The following is a 16,326-nucleotide window of genomic DNA, read 5'->3' as shown; positions in this document are numbered from 1 at the left end:
CCGCATGGCCCGTCGGGCGTCCCTGGTCGCCGTCTCTTTTCTCTCGGTTGGGGCGGCCCTGTCCGGCTTGACCGTGACGGGCGCCGCCCTGGCGCGCCAGAACTCGACGTACCAGCCGCCGGCCGCGCCCCTGGCCCCGCAGGCTCAGCCCGCGCCGCGTCCGGCCCCCGCGCCGACGCCGGCCGGCGAGGCCCAGCCAGTCCAAGTGACCCCGGCGGTCGCCAATCCTGTGCCGCCGGCCTCGCCCAAGCCCGGCGCGGTGGCGACGCCCAAGCCGACGACCCCGGCCAAGCCGGTCGAACCCGCCAAGCGCCTGCGCTACTCGGTGGCCATCGTCCAGGCGCTGGACAAGGTCACGACCGAGACCATGCGGTTCGAGGTCCCTGTGGGCCAGCCGATCCGCTACAAGACCCTGATCTTCACCGTCCGCGCCTGCGAGACGGCCGCGTCGGACGAGATCGCGCCGGAAACCTCGGCCTATGTCGTCATAGACACCCAGCCCAAGGCCCAGGCCGGCCGCGCCGCGCCTCCGGGACGCCAAGTCTACAAGGGTTGGATGTACGCCAGCACGCCGGGCCTGCACCCGCTGGAGCACCCGGTCTATGACGCCTGGCTGATCGCCTGCAAGCAGTCGCTGCCGGTCGCCCCGCCCGCCAAGCCGTAGAAGTCGCCAGGCGCCAGCAGGGCCTTGGCCAGCCGCCGGCGATAGTCCGCGCGACTGATCTCGATCGTCCCGAACTGCGTCAGGTGATCGGTCAGGAACTGGGTGTCGAGCAGCTGATAACCGCCGGCCACCAGCCGGGCGACCAGGTGCACCAGCGCCACCTTGCTGGCGTCGCGCGCCGTCGAGAACATGCTCTCGCCGAAGAACGCTCCGCCTAGAGCCACGCCGTACAGGCCGCCGACCAGCTGGTCGCCTTCCCAGGTCTCGACGCTATGGGCCAGGCCACGCGCGTAGAGCTGGCCGTAGAGGCGCTGGATGGGGTGGTTGATCCAGGTGTCGACCCGGCCCGGCTTGGAGGCCGCGCAGCCCTCGATCACCGCGTCGAAGGCGGTGTCGATCTTGACCTCGTAGGGACCGTTGCGAACGGTGCGGGCCAGGCGCTTGGGGATGTGAAAGTCCCCGAGCGGCAGGACGCCCCGCCGCTCGGGATCGATCAGGAACAGGCTTTCGTCCTCTCGGGCGTCGGCCATGGGGAAGACGCCACGCGCGTAGCAGGCGATCAGGTCGTCGACCGTGAAGGCGTCTTCCATAGTTGCGCCTGGACTAGGCTTCCTGGGCTTTGATCCAGCGTTCCAGCCAGTGGATGTCGTAGTCGCCGGCCAGGATGTCGGGCTGCACCAGCAGGTCCTGGAACAGCGGGATCGTGGTCTCGACGCCGCCGACGACCATTTCGCCCAGGCAGCGCTTCAGGCGGGCGATGCACTCGGCGCGGTCGCGGCCGTGCACGATCAGCTTGCCGATCAGGCTGTCGTAATAGGGCGGGATCGCATAGCCGGTGTAGATCGCCGAATCCAGGCGAACACCCAGACCGCCGGGAGCGTGGAAGTCGGTGATCGTGCCGGGCGAGGGCGTGAAGGTCCGCGCGTTCTCGGCGTTGATCCGGCACTCGATGGCGTGGCCCTCGAAGACGACGTCTTCCTGGGTGAACGACAGCGGCAGGCCGGCGGCGATGCGGATCTGCTCACGGACCAGATCGATGCCGGTGATGGCTTCGGTGACCGGGTGCTCGACCTGCAGGCGGGTGTTCATCTCGATGAAGAAGAACTCGTCGTTCTCCCACAGGAACTCGATGGTCCCGACGCCCAGGTAGCCGATGGCCTTGACGGCGTCGACGACGACCTTGCCGATCTTGGCGCGGCCTTCGGCCGACAGGGCCGGCGAGGGGGCTTCTTCCAGCACCTTCTGGTGGCGGCGCTGCAGGGAGCAGTCGCGTTCGCCCAGGTGAACCACGTTGCCGTGGCTGTCGGCGATGACCTGCAGCTCGATGTGGCGCGGCTTCTGGAGGTAGCGCTCCATATAGACCGTGTCGTCGCCGAACGCGGCGCGAGCCTCGGCGCGGGCCGTCGAGACGGCTTCGGCCAAGTCTTCACGCGTCTGGGCGACCTTCATGCCGCGACCGCCACCGCCGGCGGCGGCCTTGATCAGCACGGGGAAGCCGATCTTCTCGGCGGCCTCGAAGGCCTCTTCCTCGGTCGAGACGCCGCCATCCGAGCCGGGGACGACCGGAATGCCGGCGTCCTTCACGGCCTGCTTGGCGGTGATCTTGTCGCCCATCATCCGGATGTGCTCGGGCTTCGGGCCGATGAAGGTGAAGCCGTGCGCGCCGACGATCTCGGCGAAGCGGGCATTCTCCGACAGGAAGCCGTAGCCCGGGTGGATACCCTGGGCGCCGGTGATCTCGGCCGCCGCGATGATCGACGGGATGTTCAGGTAGCTCTTGGCGGCTGGCGCGGGGCCGATGCAGACGCTTTCGTCCGCCAGGCGCACCCACATGGAGTTGCGGTCGGCCTCGGAGTGGACCGCCACGGTGGCGATGCCCATTTCCTTGCAGGCGCGGTGAACCCGGAGCGCGATCTCGCCCCGGTTCGCGATGAGGATCTTGTCGAACATGAGCGTTACTCGATGACGACGAGCGGCTCGCCGAACTCGACGGGCTGGGCGTCCTCAACCAGGATCTCGACGATCTTGCCGGCCTTGGGGGCCGAGATCGGGTTCATGGTCTTCATGGCTTCGACGATCAGCAGGGTCTGGCCGGCCGAGACCGTATCGCCGACCTTGATGAAGGCGTCGGCGCCCGGCTGCGGCGACAGGTAGGCGGTGCCGACCATCGGCGACTTCACGGCGTCGCCACGAGCGGCGGCCGGAGCCGGAGCGGCTTCAGCGGCGGGCGCGGCGGCGGCGACCGGGGCCGGGGCGGCGACCGGAGCAGGCGCATAGGCCGGGGCGGCGGCCTGGACGTAGTTGACCGGCGCGGCGTGCAGTTCGCGGGCGACGCGGATCTTGAGGCCGGCGTGCTCGACTTCGATCTCGGACAGGCCCGTGTCCTTCAGGATGTCCGCCAGCTTGCGGACCAGACGGGCGTCGATGGCCGGAGCTTCGACCGGATCGGCGGGGGCCTTGGGGTTCGACATGGAAGCTTACCTTGTTCTTCTGAGCGCCCCGGCGGCGGAAAACGCCGGGCGTTATCGTTGCTAAACGCGGATCAGGCCGAAAGCGGCCTCGATCGCCAGTTCATAACTCGCCGCGCCGAAGCCGGAGACGATCCCCGTAGCGGCCAGCGACACATAGGTGTGGCGGCGGAATTCCTCCCGCGCCGCCGGGTTGGACAGGTGGCACTCGATCACCGGGATGCTCAAGGTCTTGAGCGCATCCAGAAGCGCGATCGAGGTGTGGCCGTAGCCGGCCGGATTGAGGATCAGGGCCGAGGCCGACTCACGCGCCTCCTGCACCCAATCGATCAGCACACCCTCATGGTTGGACTGGCGGAAAACCACCTCGACGCCACGCGAAGCCGCCCGCGCCTCACAGCGCGCACGGACATCGTCGAGCGTGTCCTTGCCATAAATCTCGGGCTCGCGGGTCCCCAACAGGTTGAGATTGGGTCCGCTCAGCACGTGGATCGGTTTTACCATGCGGCTCCGCCGTCGATTCCGGGAGGTCTTGTATAGCCGGTTCCGCCGGGTCACAAGCACGGCTCGCTTCGGAGGTGAGATGAGGCTTTTGCTGAACGGGGAAGAGCGGGACGTGGCCGAGGTGGTCACGATCGCCGATCTGGTGGCCGCCCTGGGCCTGGACGCCCGCAAGGTGGCGGTCGAGCGCAACCTCGAGATCGCCCCACGCTCGACCTATGCCGAGACCGCGCTGACGGACGGCGACCGCATCGAGATCGTCACTTTCATCGGCGGCGGTTGATCATCCGCATTTGAAACGCGGGCTGACGGGGCGTAAACCGACCGCATGAACGCGCACGTTTCCCCCGACTCCGCCGTCGCTGACGCCGACGAAACCTGGACCGTCGCCGGCCGCACCTTCCGCTCGCGCCTGATCGTCGGCACGGGCAAGTACAAGGACTATGCGACCAACGCCGCCGCCGCCCGCGCGGCCGGGGCCGAGATCGTCACCGTGGCCGTGCGCCGCGTGAACCTGACCGACCCGACCCAGCCGCTGCTGGTCGACTACATCAAGCCCACCGAATTCACCTATCTGCCCAACACTGCGGGCTGCTTCACCGGCGAGGACGCCGTGCGCACCCTGCGCCTGGCCCGCGAGGCCGGCGGCTGGGACCTGGTCAAGCTGGAGGTCCTCAGCGACCCCAAGACCCTGTTCCCGGACATGGAAGAGACCCTGCGCTCGCTGAAGCTGTTGGTCGCCGAGGGTTTCCAGGTGATGGTCTACTGCTCGGACGATCCAGTCTATGCCCGCAAGCTGGAAGAGGCCGGCGCCGTGGCGATCATGCCGCTGGGCGCGCCGATCGGCTCAGGGCTGGGCATCCAGAACCGAGTCAACCTGCGGATCATCGTCGAGAACGCTAAGGTCCCGGTCCTGGTCGACGCCGGCGTCGGCACGGCCTCGGACGCGGCGATCGGCATGGAACTGGGCTGCGACGCCATCCTGATGAACACCGCCATCGCCGAAGCCAAGGACCCGATCCGCATGGCCAAGGCCATGAAACACGCGGTCATCGCGGGGCGTGAGGCGTATCTGGCCGGGCGGATGCAGAAGCGGCTGTATGCCGATCCCAGCTCGCCGCTGGCGGGGTTGATCTAGCTCCAACCCCAACGCCGACTATCCCCGCGAAAGCGGGGATCCAAGCGGCAGATCAGCTCGCCTCGAAGGTAGGAGAGAATCTCCAGACTCGGCTTGGATCCTCGCTTTCGCGGGGATGATCGGTGAGGTGGATCAGCCCGCCTTCGCCTTACCCGACCGCGTCTGCTCGATCGCCAGCTTCAGCGCGTTGATGTCGGCGCCCGGGATCAGGGTGTCGCCGACGATGAAGGCCGGGGTGCCGGAGAGTTGCAGGGTCTTGGCCAGGGCTTCGGTGTCGGCCAGGTGCTGGGTGACTGCCTGGCTTTCGCCGGCGGCTCGGGCCTTGGCCATGTCGATACCCATGCCTTGCGCGATGCGCAGGGCGCCGGCGGCGTCCAGGGCGTTCTCGGCCATCAGGGCCTTGTAGAGCTCCAGGCTCTTGCCCTGGTCCTTGGCGCCCAGCATCAGGCGGGCGGCGGCCTCGCTGTCGTTGCCGAAGATCACGAAGTCCTTCAGCACCAGGCGCACGTCGGGGTTCTTCTGCACCAGCTCGACGATCTCGTGTGCGGCGTGGCGGCAGTAGCCGCAGCGGTAGTCGAAGAACTCGGTGACCGTGATCGAACCATTCGGGTTGATGACGACGTCGCGCGGGTCGCGCTCAATAGCCTGGCGATACTGGCCGATCGCCTGCTGGGCCGAGACGGCCTGCTGCTTGGCCTGCTTTTCCTGCAGTTTCTGGCTGGCTTCCATCAGCACTTCGGGGTGCTCGAGCAGATAGGCGCGGACCTTCTCGCCGAATGCCTTGTCGGGCTTGGCCGGGCCGCAGCCCGCGAGGGTCAGGCCGGCGATGGCGAACGGAACGGCGAGGGTCGCGGCGCGACGGAAGACGGTCATCGAGATCTCGGAAATAGGAGAGGGCCCTATTGGGCCAGGTTGGATTGGGCGAGGCCTTCCTTGGCCAGGTCTTTCAGTTCCTGGTTGGTCGGTCGCGAGGCCAGGACGATGTCGGTGGCCCGACGCCATTCGGGCGTGTTCTTGGTCAGCAGTTCGCGGGCCCGCATGGCGAAGACCTTGGCTTCGCGCACGGCGCCTAGCGAATAATACTGCTCGGCGGTAGCCAGGCGGGCCTGGCCGTCCTTCTTCTGGGTGTCGTAGGCCTGGGCCAGCAGGCGCCAGGTGACGGCGTTGTCGGGATCGTTCAGCAGGCTGCGCTTCAGCTCCTGGACGCCTTCCTCGATCTTGGCGGGATCGTTCAGACTGATCAGGGTCTGGCCCAGATTGATGCGCAGCAGGGCGGCGTCGGGCTTGAGCTGCACCGACTTGCGCTGCGGCTCCTCGGCCAGGGCGATGCGGTTGAATTCGAACAGGATCTGGCCCTTCAGCTCCCACAGATAGGGATTGTCGGGGTGCTGGTCGATCAGCGGCTGCAGCAGGTTCAGGGCCCGGTCGGGGTCCTTCATCTGGTAGTAGGCGATGGCGCGCGCGTAGCGGGCCGGGAAGCCGGTGTCGGTTTCCTTGTACTTCATCAAGGCGACCTGTGGGTTCAGGAACCCTTCCAGCTTGGCCTTCATCACCTCGTGCTGGGCCAGGTCTTCCGGCGTGTCGACGGCGCTGTAGTGCGGCTGGCGCTCGACGCGGCTGCGCAGCACCTCGATCCGTTCGGACGACAGGGGGTGGCTGCGGAAATAGGCGAAGCGCCGGGCCTGGTCGAAGACCTCCTGGTAGCGGAAGTTGTCGAAGAACTCGACGAGCCCGCGGCCCGACTGATTGGTGGCTTCCAGGAAGCCGGCGCCGGCCTGGTCGGCGCGCGATTCCTGTTCGCGGCTATAGCCGAGAGCGCCAAGCGCCCCGGCGTACTGCGCATTGCCGAGGAGCATGGCGGCGCCGTCGGCGGACCCGGCCAGGGCCGCCAGGATGCCCAGGCCCATGGTCAGGATCATCGGCTTGAGCCCGGCCCTCATCATCTCGTCGGAGCGGATCGGGTGGCCGCCGGCCAGGTGTCCGGTTTCGTGGGCGATGACGCCGCGCAACTGGTTGGGATTTTCGGTCTGCAGGATCAGGCCGGTGTTGAGGCCCATCTGCAGGCCCTGGGTCGCGAAGGCGTTCAGGGACTTGTCGCCGATGATCAGGATGCGAACGTTCCGCGCGTCCAGCCCCGCCGCCGTGAAGATCGGATCGGCGTCGTGGTGCAGGATCTCCTCGATCTCGGTGTCGCGGATCAGGGAGGGGCCGCCGTCCTGGGCCCGGGCGACCTGGGGAACTCCGGACGCGAGCACGGCCAGGGCGGACAAAGTCACGCCCAGCGTCTTCCCGGCACGCCCGCTACGCGAGGTCATCGAATGATCTCCAGATCGCGCCCCCGCGAACCACGACCAGTCTAACTTGGAAGTCCGGCGCGAGGGAACAAGGGTTTCCAGGTCTCGCCGAAACGAATTTGGCCCGCGCGTCGGTCAAGGACGCGCGGGCCAGCATCAGGTCACCTTACCGGCGCCACCAGCCCTTGCGGGGCTTTTCGGGCGGGGTGGTGATCTCGTTCGGGTCCGGCTCGGCCGGGGCGGCCGGTTCGGCCTCCAGGACGGGTTCGGGCGCGACAGTCTTTGACGCAACGGGCGCGGGCGCCGGTTCCGGAGCAGCCTCGACGACCGGTTCCGGGGTCGGTTCTGGCGGAACCACGGCGACGCTCTCGGTCACGGCCTCGGCGACGGCCTCGACGGCTTCCGGCGCGGCCTCGGCGGCTTCGGCGGTCGCCTTCTTGCCGCGAGCGCGGGTGCGCTTGGGCTTCTTGGGCGCTTCCTCGGTCTCGGGCAGTTCGACCCAGACGTCGGCCGGCGGGCCTGCGATCACCGGCGGGGCCAGGATCGGGGCTTCGAACGGCTCGGCCGGTTCGGCGGCTTCAGTCACCACTTCGACAGCGGAAACCGTCTCGGCGGCGACGGGCGCTTCATCGCGGTTGCGACGACCGCGGTCGCGGCCACGACGACCGCGTTCACGGCCCGAACGCTCTTCGCGCTCGGGATGCTCGGCGCGCTTCGGACGTTCGACGACTTCCGAGTCATCGGCGCGGGCTTCCGGCGCCGGGCGGCGCGGTTCGCTGTTGCCGCCGACCAAAGCCGCCGGGTCGTGCCACGTGAAGACGTTCTCGCCGAACGGGACGCGCGGACGGATCCAGACGAAGGCGTCGGTCGGACGATCGCCGTCCTCGCGACCGCCGCGACGGCCGCCACGGCGGCCCCGGCGACGACGACGGCGGGCGCCGTCATCGTCATCGCCAAATTCGGCGCGGTCTTCGGCGTCGCCTTCCAGCTCCTCTTCGTCGCTCTCGGCTTCGGCCGGAGCCTCGCCTTCGGTCTCGCGCTCGTCGCGACGGTTGCGGCCACGGCCACGATCGCGGCGGCCACGGCGGCCCTTGCGGTCGCCACGATCGTCGTCGCGGGCCTGCTTGCGGGCCGAAGCGTCGTCGTCGTCCGAGTCCTCGCGCTCGATATCGTCTTCGTCGTCTTCGGAGATGATCTCGTCGTCTTCTTCCTCGTCCTCGAAGGCCGTGGGATCGAAGTCGTCGTCTTCCTCGACATAAGGCGGGGGCGCGACGGCGATGCGTTCGCCCAGCTCGGTGCGCTCGATCTCCTGGTCGCCGGCGTGCAGGCTGTCGTCGACCATGACGGTGACGTGCAGGCCGTGCGTCGCTTGCAGGCGCTGCAGATAGGCGCGCTTTTCGTTCAGGATGTAGAGGCCGACCGAACGCGAGACCTTGAGGATCACGGCGCCGGAGCCCTTCAGGGCCTCGACCTCAACCGCGCGCAGGGCGGCCAGGGCGCTGGACTCGACCGAGCGGACGCGGCCGGTGCCTTCGCAGTGCTCGCAGACGTGGGTGGTGCCTTCCAGGACGCCGGTGCGGCGACGCTGGCGGCTGATCTCCATCAGGCCAAAGCCCGAGATCTTGCCCATCTGGATACGGGCGCGGTCGTCCTTGAGCGCGTCCTTCAGGACCTTCTCGACCGTGCGGTTGTTCTTGCCTTCATCCATGTCGATGAAGTCGATGACGATCAGGCCGGCTAGGTCGCGCAGGCGCAGCTGGCGAGCGGCTTCCTCGGCGGCTTCGACGTTCGTCTTGAGCGCCGTGGCCTCGATGTTGCGCTCGCGCGTGGCCTTGCCCGAGTTGACGTCGATGGCGACCAGGGCCTCGGTCTGGTTGATCACCAGATAGCCGCCCGAACGCAGCGGCACGACCGGCGAATAGATCTGGGCCAGATGGTCCTCGATCTTGTTCTTCACGAACAGCGGGGTCGGGTCGCGGTAGTTGAAGACCTTCTTGGCCTGGCTCGGCATCAGCATGCGCATGAAGTCGCGCGCTTCTTTGTAGCCGGCGTCGCCCTCGACCCAGATGCCCTCCAGGTCCTTGTCGTACATGTCGCGGATGGCGCGTTTGACGAGGTCTTCTTCCTCGTAGATCAGCGCCGGGGCGACCGAGTGCAGCGTGTTGTCGCGGATGTTTTCCCACAGACGCAGCAGATATTCGTAGTCGCGCTTGACCTCGGCCTTGGTGCGCTTGGCGCCAGCCGTGCGGACGATCAGGCCCATGCCCTGCGGCACGTCCAGGCTGTTGACCACGCTCTTCAGGCGACGACGGTCGGACACGGCCGTGATCTTGCGGCTGATGCCGCCGCCACGGGCGGTGTTGGGCATCAGGACGCCGTAGCGGCCGGCCAGCGACAGATAGGTGGTCAGGGCCGCGCCCTTGTTGCCACGCTCTTCCTTGACGACCTGAACCAGCATGATCTGCCGGCGGCGGATCACTTCCTGGATCTTGTACTTGCGCATCAGGCGGCGCTTGCGGCGCGCCAGCTCTTCTTCGACGTCGTCTTCATCGTCGTCGATCGCGTGATCGGCGCCGTTGTCGTCCTCGTCGTCGCCGCCCGAGGCGCGGCGCGAGATCGGGGTGTCGTCCTCGTCGTCGCCCGAGTCGTCGCGCATCAGCGCTTCGCGATCCGCGACCGGGATCTGGTAGTAGTCCGGGTGGATCTCGTTGAAGGCCAGGAAGCCGTGGCGATTGCCGCCGTACTCGATGAACGCAGCCTGCAGGCTGGGTTCGACCCGGGTTACCTTGGCGAGATAGATGTTACCGCGAAGCTGTTTGCGGGTCTGGCTCTCGAAGTCGAACTCTTCAACCCGGGTTCCGTCCACGACGACCACACGCGTCTCTTCTGCGTGTGCTGCGTCGATCAGCATCTTCTTCGACATTAAGGAAGTCTCCGCGGCGCGCAGCGGGCGCGAGGCCCGGTCGCCGATCTGAATGAAGGGCGCGCGCGTCGCCGATCGTCGCACCGTCAGCGCGGTTGCGGAGGATCGGGTGCCAAAGGCGATCGGGTGCGGCGCAGCCCATTGAGGTTTCGTTTGTCCCTACCGCGCCAGGCGCGGATTGGATGGCGCGTCGTCGCCGGGAAGGCGTTTGAGCCCGACGCGGGCCCCGTGGCGCGGCGTTTCGGCAGGCGTCGTGCCCGTCAGATCAGCTGCGTCTCGAACTATCTAGTCTGCCGTCTTCGCTTCGGAAGAGGTTCAGGACCACTTTCGAGGCAAAACCGGCTCGCAGGGAGTCGTGACGATCACGGACTCCGCACGCGGCGGGACTGTAGCCACATCGGCGAGCAAAAGAAAAGCTTTCGACGGATGATCTGGACTTAACCCTTTGGCTACCGCCTCCCAGCGATATTGACGTTCGGTTCACCAGTTCCGGATACCGCGGGCGGGTATGCGTAAGGTTCTTATCAGTTTGGCCCGCATGGGCTGGGTCCGCGCGGCGCTGATTATCGGCGGCCTGACGACGGCCGGCGTCGCCGTGGCGACCGCTCAAGGCCCCGCCGCGCCCGCCGGCGTGCAGAAGGTCCGCTTCGGCGGCGACCGCATGGAAACGCGCGTGGTCATCGACCTGGACCGCGCCGCGGCCGGCAAGCTGATTTCCGACGGCATGAGCGACCAGCGCCTGGTTATGGCGCTGCCCAACGTCCTGGTGTCCGGCGACCTGCAGGGCACCGGCCAGGGCCTGGTCAAGCGCTGGGTCATCGACGAGGCCGCCGGCGGCGCGCGTCTGCGCCTCGATTTGGCCGGCAAGGCCGAGGTTCGCCGCCGCTTCCTGCTGCCGCCCGGCGACGGCGCCAGCGCCTATCGTTATGTCATCGACCTCAAGGCCGTGGAGGGCGCTAGCATCGCCCCGAACGCGCCGCGCCTGACCGTGGCCAGCGGCCCGGTCAAGGCCGCGCCGCTACGCATGAAGAAGGTCATCGTCATCGACGCCGGTCACGGCGGCAAGGATCCCGGCTCGCTGGGCGCCAATGTCTTCGAGAAGGACGTGACCCTGGCCGCCGCCAAGGCGCTGAAGGAGCGTCTGGAGCGCACGGGTCGTTATCAGGTCGTGCTGACCCGCGAGACCGACACCTTCATCCCGCTGGAATCGCGCGTGCAGATCGCCCGTCGCGCCGACGCGGATCTCTTTATCTCCATGCACGCCGACTCGGGCCCCGACACCAGCACCCGCGGGGCGTCGGTCTATACGCTCTCGGACAAGGGGACCGACCGGGTCGGCCTGGTCCTGGAGAAGGACGATTGGCTGATGAAGGCCAATGCGCCGGGCCGCGACCGCGCCGTCAGCCAGATCCTGCTGGACCTGAGCCAACGCGCGACCAAGAACCGCTCGGCCGCCTTCGCCCAGCTGCTGCTGGCCAATGTCAGCCAGGAAACGACGCTGCTACGCCGCAGCCACCGCGACGCCGGCTTCATCGTGCTGCTGGCCCCGGACGTGCCGGCCGTGCTGCTGGAGATGGGCTTCATCACCAATCCGGACGACGAGGCCTTCCTGACCACCAAGAGCAGCCGCGCCCGCCTGGTGGGCGCCGTGGCCGACTCGATCGAGGCCTATTTCTCGGCGGGTCTGCGGAAGTCCTGACCCTTAAAGGGGGACTACGCTTCCCCTTTTCCCCGCGCCGCTCTAATCACAGGGTGATCGTTCGCGCTTCGCCTGGCGAAGGTGCGACCGCAAAACCGCTTACGGTTCGGCGACAAGCGATCTAGTGAAGGGTGTGCGGCAGGCGAGGGGGTCTGCCCGACGGAGGTCGCGTGGATCTGAAACCCACCGAACGATGGATGGCCATCGCGGGCGTGGCAGTGCTTTCGGCTATCGCCGTCGCGGGCTTCGCGATCGCGATCTATGCCGCCTGGCTGTTCCACGACATGCCCGACGCCGGTGAGCTGCAGGACTATCGTCCGCCGACGGCCACGCGCGTCTATGCGTGGGACGGAACCCTGATCGGCGAGTACTCCAAAGAGCGCCGGATCTTCATTCCCTACGATCAGATCCCGCCGCAACTGGCCCAGGCCTTCCTGGCGGCCGAGGATCGCAACTTCTTCCAGCATGGCGGCGTCGACGTGGGCGGCCTGTCGCGCGCCATGATCAAGAACGTCGGCAACGCCATCCGCGGCCGTCGCCTCGAGGGCGGTTCGACGATCACCCAGCAGGTGGCCAAGAATGTCCTGCTCACCAGCGACGCCACGGTCGGCCGCAAGTTCAAGGAAGCGATCCTGGCCCACCGCCTGGAGCAGTCGCTGACCAAGCAGCAGATCCTCGAGCTGTATCTGAACGAAATCTGGCTGGGCTATCGCTCGTTCGGCGTCGGCGCGGCCGCCTACAACTATTTCGGCAAGTCGCTGCCGGACCTGACCCTGGCCCAGTGCGCCTATCTGGCCTCGCTGCCGAAGGGGCCCGACAACTACCACCCGATCCGCAACAAGGCCAAAGCCCTGGGGCGCCGCAACTGGGTGCTGGGCCAGATGGCCGAGCAGGGCTGGGTCTCCAAGGAAGACGCCGCCAAGGCGATGGCCGAAGACCTGGTGGTCCAGGCCGCGCCCAAGCGCGCCGCCTATCGCGACGCCGACTATTTCGTCGAGGAAGTGCGCCAGCGCGGCATGGCGACCCTGGGTCCCCGCCTGAACGAAGGCGGCTACTACATGCGCACGACCCTGGATCCGCGCCTGCAGACGGCGGCTCGGGTCGCGCTGATGGACGGCCTGGAAAAGTACGACCGCCGCCACGGCTGGCGCGGCGCCTGGGGGCACGTCGAATCGACGGACCTGGCCTGGGAAAAGACCGCCCTGGCCAAGCCGGTTCCGTCCGAGCGCCGCGACTGGCGTCCGGCCCTGGTCGTCTCCAATGACGGGCGCGTGCGCCTGGTCAAGAAGGAGGGCGAGGGCCAGATCGTTGGCGAGGACATGGCCTGGGCCAAGAACGGCAAGGGCCTGAAGGCCGGCGACCTGGTGTTCGTCGAGAAGACCGACGCTGGCTTCCGCCTGCGCCAGGTGCCCGCCGTCAACGGCGCCATGGTGGCCATGGAGCCCTATACCGGCCGGATCGTCGCCCTGGTCGGCGGCTATTCCTACTCGCTGTCGAACTTCAACCGCGCCACCCAGGCGATGCGCCAGCCCGGCTCGGCGTTCAAGCCGTTCGTCTACGCCACGGCCCTGGAGAACAACTACACGCCCGCCAGCGTCGTCGTCGACAGCGCCATCACCTTCAAGGGCGCGAACGGCGAGGACTGGAGCCCGGAGAACTACCACAAGGAGTTCTATGGGGCGCAGCCGCTGCGCAAGGGCCTGGAGCAGTCGATCAACGCCATGACCGTGCGCCTGGCCCAGGGCGTCGGCATGAAGAAGATCGTCGACTTCGCCCAGCGCGCCGGCGTGGTGAAGAGCATGGATCCCGTGCTGGCCATGGCCCTGGGCGCGGGCGAGACGACGCCGTTCAAGCTGACCGCCGCCTATGCCGCTTTCGTCAATGGCGGCCGCCGCGTGGACCCGCACCTGATCGAGCTGGTCCAGGACCGCGAGGGCAAAGTGATCTTCCGCGCCGACAAGCGCGACTGCGAACGCTGCGAGGCCGGCTTCAACGGCGATGAGAGCCCGCGCTTCGCCGCGCCGGGCGAGCAGATCATGGACCCGGTCACCGCCTACCAGATCACCTCGATGCTGCAGGGCGTGGTCCAGCGCGGCACCGCCGCCGCCGTCAGCTCCCTGGGCCGTCCGCTGGCCGGCAAGACCGGCACGACCAACGAATATCGCAGCGCCTGGTTCGTCGGCTTCTCGCCGAACCTGGTGGTGGGTGTGTTCGTCGGCTTCGACGACAACCGCTCGCTGGGCGAAGGCGAGACCGGCGCCACTGACGCCGTGCCGGTGTTCACCGACTTCATGAAGGTGGCGCTGGACGGCCAGCCGATCGTCGACTTCAAGCCGCCGAAGACGGCCAAGTTCGCTATGGTGCGCGGCATCCGCGAAGCCTTCCGTCCGGGCACCGAGCCGCGGGTCGAGGTCGCGCCGACGGGGCCGATCCCGTACGAGCAGCTGTCGCCAGGCCTGCCGCAGCCGGTCCAGCAAGCGCCGCAACCCGGCAAGCCGCCGCCGCCCAAGGCAGATCCCCTAAGTGGTCTCTATTAGAGCGCGGATTGTACTGACGTCATTGCGCGGGAGAGCGACGCGCGTTATCTCCCGCGCCCTTCAACACTGTCACGGAGTAACGTGATGCGACCGGATGTCGAGGCCGCTGCGGCTGACATCGAGCAGTCCGTGGGACTGCTCAGGAGGCGTCTTTGACTGGGATGTCGCCCTCCGAAAGCTCGATGAGCTGAACGCCCGGGTCGAAGACCCGACCCTGTGGGACCGCCCGTCGGAAGCCCAAGCCGTTTCGCGCGAACGCGCCGCCCTGGCCGCCAAGGTCGAGGCCGTGCAGGCGATCGAGCGCGACGTCAAGGACGCGATCGAATATGCCGAGCTGGCCGACATGGAGTCCGACGAGGATTCCCTGAACGATGCTCGCGCCCAGCTGAAGGCCATCCGGGAACGCGCGGGTCGCGCCGAGCTGGAAGCCCTGCTGTCGGGCGAGGCCGACGGCAACGACGCCTATGTCGAAATCAACTCCGGGGCCGGTGGCACCGAGTCGTGCGACTGGGCCGGCATCCTGCTGCGCATGTACACCCGCTGGGCCAACGCCCACGGCATGACGACCGAACTGATCGAAGAGACCGACGGCGACCAGGCCGGCATCAAGTCCGCGACCCTGCTGGTCAAGGGCCCGAACGCCTATGGCTGGCTGAAGACCGAGGCTGGCGTGCACCGTCTGGTGCGCATCAGCCCGTATGACTCCAGCGCCCGTCGCCACACCTCGTTCGCCTCGGCCTGGGTCTATCCGGTGATCGACGACACGATCGAGATCGAGATCAATCCGTCCGACGTGCGGACCGATACCTACCGCGCTTCGGGCGCCGGTGGTCAGCACATCAACAAGACGGACTCGGCCGTGCGTCTGACGCACATCCCGACCGGCATCGCGGTGGCCTGCCAGGCCGGCCGCTCGCAGCACCAGAACCGCGAGGAAGCCTGGAAGATGCTGCGCGCGCGCCTCTACGAGGCCGAGCTGCAAAAGCGCGAAGCCGCCCAGCAGGCGCTGGAAGACACCAAGACCGACATCGGCTGGGGTCACCAGATCCGCAGCTACGTCCTGCAGCCGTACCAGATGGTCAAGGACCTGCGGACCAACGTCGAGACCTCCGACACCGCCGGGGTGCTGGACGGCGACCTCGACGCCTTCATGGGCGCTTCGCTGGCCCAGCGCGTGGGTCACACGCGTGATGGGGGCGAGGCTTAGGCACTGCGTGGTCCTCGTCCTTCGACAAGCTCAGGATGAGGACCATTGCAAACCGCCGGCGCTCAAGAAACCTCACCCTGAGCCTGTCGAAGGGCGAGGTTTCCGCCACGGCGTCAGCGGGACATAGGTCGCCGCTTCGGTCGGCCCCTGGCGGCTGACCGCGATCAATCCCCGCCTTTTCAAGTTCTCGACGGCGTTCTGGACGGTGCGCCGCGACTGGCCTGTGCGTTCTGCCAGCTCCGCGTGGCTGAAGCTCGCGCGACCGCCCGTGTGCGCGGCCGTGATCGCCAGATAGACCAGGAACGATGACGGCTTGTGGTCGTGACCGACGAGGTCGGCCATCAGGGTGTCGAGCACGTAGCGGTCGATCGCATAGGCTTGTGCAGTCATTGCTATAGCATTGCCTGCACGGCTTCACCGGCGCAAGGCGGTCGCGCTAACCCCTGGGCCTTGCAGGGAAGGGGAGCGCCATGAGCGTGATCAGCAAGGTAAAGTTCGTCAGCATTCCGGTCAGCGACCAGGACCGCGCCCTGGCCTTCTGGACCGAGAAGGTGGGCTTGCGCGTCGCCACCGACCAGCCGATGGGCGCCCAGCGTTGGATCGAGCTGAGCATCCCCGGCGCCGAGACCGGCCTGGTGCTGTTCACGCCCGAGGGGCACGAGAACCGCATCGGCAGCTTCTTCAACGGCTCGCTGGCTTGCGACGACGTCGAGCACGCCTATCGCAAGCTCTCCGAAAAGGGCGTGGAATTCGAAGGGCCACCCGAGAAGCAGCCGTGGGGAACCTTCGCCAAGTTCAAGGACCCGGACGGCAACACCTTCGTGCTGTCGAGCCGCTGAAACGAAAAACGCCCCGGATCGCTCCGGGGCGTTCTTTGTATCGAAAGGTCCGAAGA

At 67.5% G+C, this 16,326-nt stretch carries 16 protein-coding genes; 7 read left to right on the top strand and 9 right to left on the bottom strand.

Annotated elements, in window-relative coordinates; genetic code table 11:
• The first annotated feature begins 4 nt into the window (after nucleotides 1–4).
• Nucleotides 5–664, top strand: a complete 660-nt coding sequence (locus tag AC1RRR_RS04335; protein ID WP_492810838.1) for a DUF2155 domain-containing protein — start codon at nucleotides 5–7, stop codon at nucleotides 662–664.
• On the opposite strand, the gene aat is transcribed toward AC1RRR_RS04335, so the two are convergent.
• Genes aat through aroQ form a run of 4 tightly spaced genes read right to left on the bottom strand, consistent with a single transcriptional unit; the run spans nucleotide 601 to nucleotide 3,636 of the window.
• Nucleotides 601–1,254, bottom strand: coding sequence for a leucyl/phenylalanyl-tRNA--protein transferase (gene aat / locus AC1RRR_RS04330; RefSeq protein WP_492810836.1), 654 nt, complete (start codon nucleotides 1,252–1,254; stop codon nucleotides 601–603). The two genes, AC1RRR_RS04335 and aat, sit on opposite strands and share 64 nt — an antisense overlap.
• A gap of 13 nt (nucleotides 1,255–1,267) precedes the next feature.
• A complete protein-coding gene (accC, locus tag AC1RRR_RS04325; protein ID WP_223395677.1) occupies nucleotides 1,268–2,614 on the bottom strand; it encodes an acetyl-CoA carboxylase biotin carboxylase subunit in 1,347 nt (448 codons plus the stop codon).
• 5 nt (nucleotides 2,615–2,619) lie between these two features.
• A complete protein-coding gene (gene accB, locus AC1RRR_RS04320; protein ID WP_492810834.1) occupies nucleotides 2,620–3,135 on the bottom strand; it encodes an acetyl-CoA carboxylase biotin carboxyl carrier protein in 516 nt (171 codons plus the stop codon).
• Nucleotides 3,136–3,195: 60 nt separating this feature from the next.
• On the bottom strand, nucleotides 3,196–3,636 hold the full coding sequence (gene aroQ / locus AC1RRR_RS04315) for a type II 3-dehydroquinate dehydratase (protein ID WP_454716275.1): 441 nt from the start codon (nucleotides 3,634–3,636) through the stop codon (nucleotides 3,196–3,198).
• 79 nt (nucleotides 3,637–3,715) lie between these two features.
• Between aroQ and thiS the strand changes: the two genes are divergently transcribed.
• On the top strand, nucleotides 3,716–3,916 hold the full coding sequence (gene thiS / locus AC1RRR_RS04310; protein ID WP_492810831.1) for a sulfur carrier protein ThiS: 201 nt from the start codon (nucleotides 3,716–3,718) through the stop codon (nucleotides 3,914–3,916).
• 45 nt (nucleotides 3,917–3,961) lie between these two features.
• Complete coding sequence (locus AC1RRR_RS04305) at nucleotides 3,962–4,771, top strand: thiazole synthase (protein ID WP_454716272.1); 810 nt, start codon at nucleotides 3,962–3,964, stop codon at nucleotides 4,769–4,771.
• Nucleotides 4,772–4,903: 132 nt separating this feature from the next.
• On the opposite strand, the gene AC1RRR_RS04300 is transcribed toward AC1RRR_RS04305, so the two are convergent.
• From AC1RRR_RS04300 to AC1RRR_RS04285, 4 genes are all read right to left on the bottom strand, one after another.
• Nucleotides 4,904–5,644: a DsbA family protein gene (locus AC1RRR_RS04300; protein WP_492810829.1), complete on the bottom strand. Its 741-nt coding sequence runs from the start codon at nucleotides 5,642–5,644 to the stop codon at nucleotides 4,904–4,906.
• 26 nt (nucleotides 5,645–5,670) lie between these two features.
• On the bottom strand, nucleotides 5,671–7,086 hold the full coding sequence (locus AC1RRR_RS04295) for a M48 family metalloprotease (protein WP_492810827.1): 1,416 nt from the start codon (nucleotides 7,084–7,086) through the stop codon (nucleotides 5,671–5,673).
• 145 nt (nucleotides 7,087–7,231) lie between these two features.
• Nucleotides 7,232–9,988, bottom strand: a complete 2,757-nt coding sequence (locus tag AC1RRR_RS04290) for an Rne/Rng family ribonuclease (RefSeq protein ID WP_492810825.1) — start codon at nucleotides 9,986–9,988, stop codon at nucleotides 7,232–7,234.
• On the bottom strand, nucleotides 9,912–10,130 hold the full coding sequence (locus tag AC1RRR_RS04285; RefSeq protein ID WP_291878285.1) for a hypothetical protein: 219 nt from the start codon (nucleotides 10,128–10,130) through the stop codon (nucleotides 9,912–9,914). Before AC1RRR_RS04285 ends, AC1RRR_RS04290 begins: the two co-directional genes overlap by 77 nt.
• Before the next feature lie 366 nt (nucleotides 10,131–10,496).
• On the opposite strand from AC1RRR_RS04285, the gene AC1RRR_RS04280 reads away from it, so the two are divergent.
• The 3 genes from AC1RRR_RS04280 (at nucleotide 10,497) to prfB (ending at nucleotide 15,431) form a co-directional block, all read left to right on the top strand.
• Nucleotides 10,497–11,687, top strand: a complete 1,191-nt coding sequence (locus AC1RRR_RS04280; protein WP_492810824.1) for an N-acetylmuramoyl-L-alanine amidase family protein — start codon at nucleotides 10,497–10,499, stop codon at nucleotides 11,685–11,687.
• 170 nt (nucleotides 11,688–11,857) lie between these two features.
• Nucleotides 11,858–14,224 carry a penicillin-binding protein 1A gene (locus AC1RRR_RS04275; RefSeq protein WP_492810822.1) on the top strand — a complete coding sequence of 789 codons (2,367 nt, stop codon included), beginning with the start codon at nucleotides 11,858–11,860 and terminating at the stop codon, nucleotides 14,222–14,224.
• 84 nt (nucleotides 14,225–14,308) lie between these two features.
• Nucleotides 14,309–15,431 (top strand): peptide chain release factor 2 gene (gene prfB / locus AC1RRR_RS04270; protein ID WP_454716264.1). Its coding sequence is split into 2 segments (ribosomal slippage): nucleotides 14,309–14,377 and nucleotides 14,379–15,431, totalling 1,122 coding nucleotides; the frame shifts between segments, so codons are not numbered across the junction.
• A gap of 72 nt (nucleotides 15,432–15,503) precedes the next feature.
• Here prfB and AC1RRR_RS04265 read toward each other — a convergent pair.
• Entirely contained in the window at nucleotides 15,504–15,821 is a 318-nt protein-coding gene (locus AC1RRR_RS04265) for a helix-turn-helix domain-containing protein (protein WP_492810820.1), read from the bottom strand.
• Nucleotides 15,822–15,901: 80 nt separating this feature from the next.
• Between AC1RRR_RS04265 and AC1RRR_RS04260 the strand changes: the two genes are divergently transcribed.
• A complete protein-coding gene (locus tag AC1RRR_RS04260) occupies nucleotides 15,902–16,270 on the top strand; it encodes a VOC family protein (RefSeq protein ID WP_492810818.1) in 369 nt (122 codons plus the stop codon).
• Nucleotides 16,271–16,326 lie beyond the last annotated feature (56 nt).

It is taken from the genome of Caulobacter sp. GW821-FHT12D05 (genome assembly GCF_058807295.1).
Note: the sequence above shows the minus strand (reverse complement) of the source record. Positions and strands in the feature narration are given on the sequence as shown.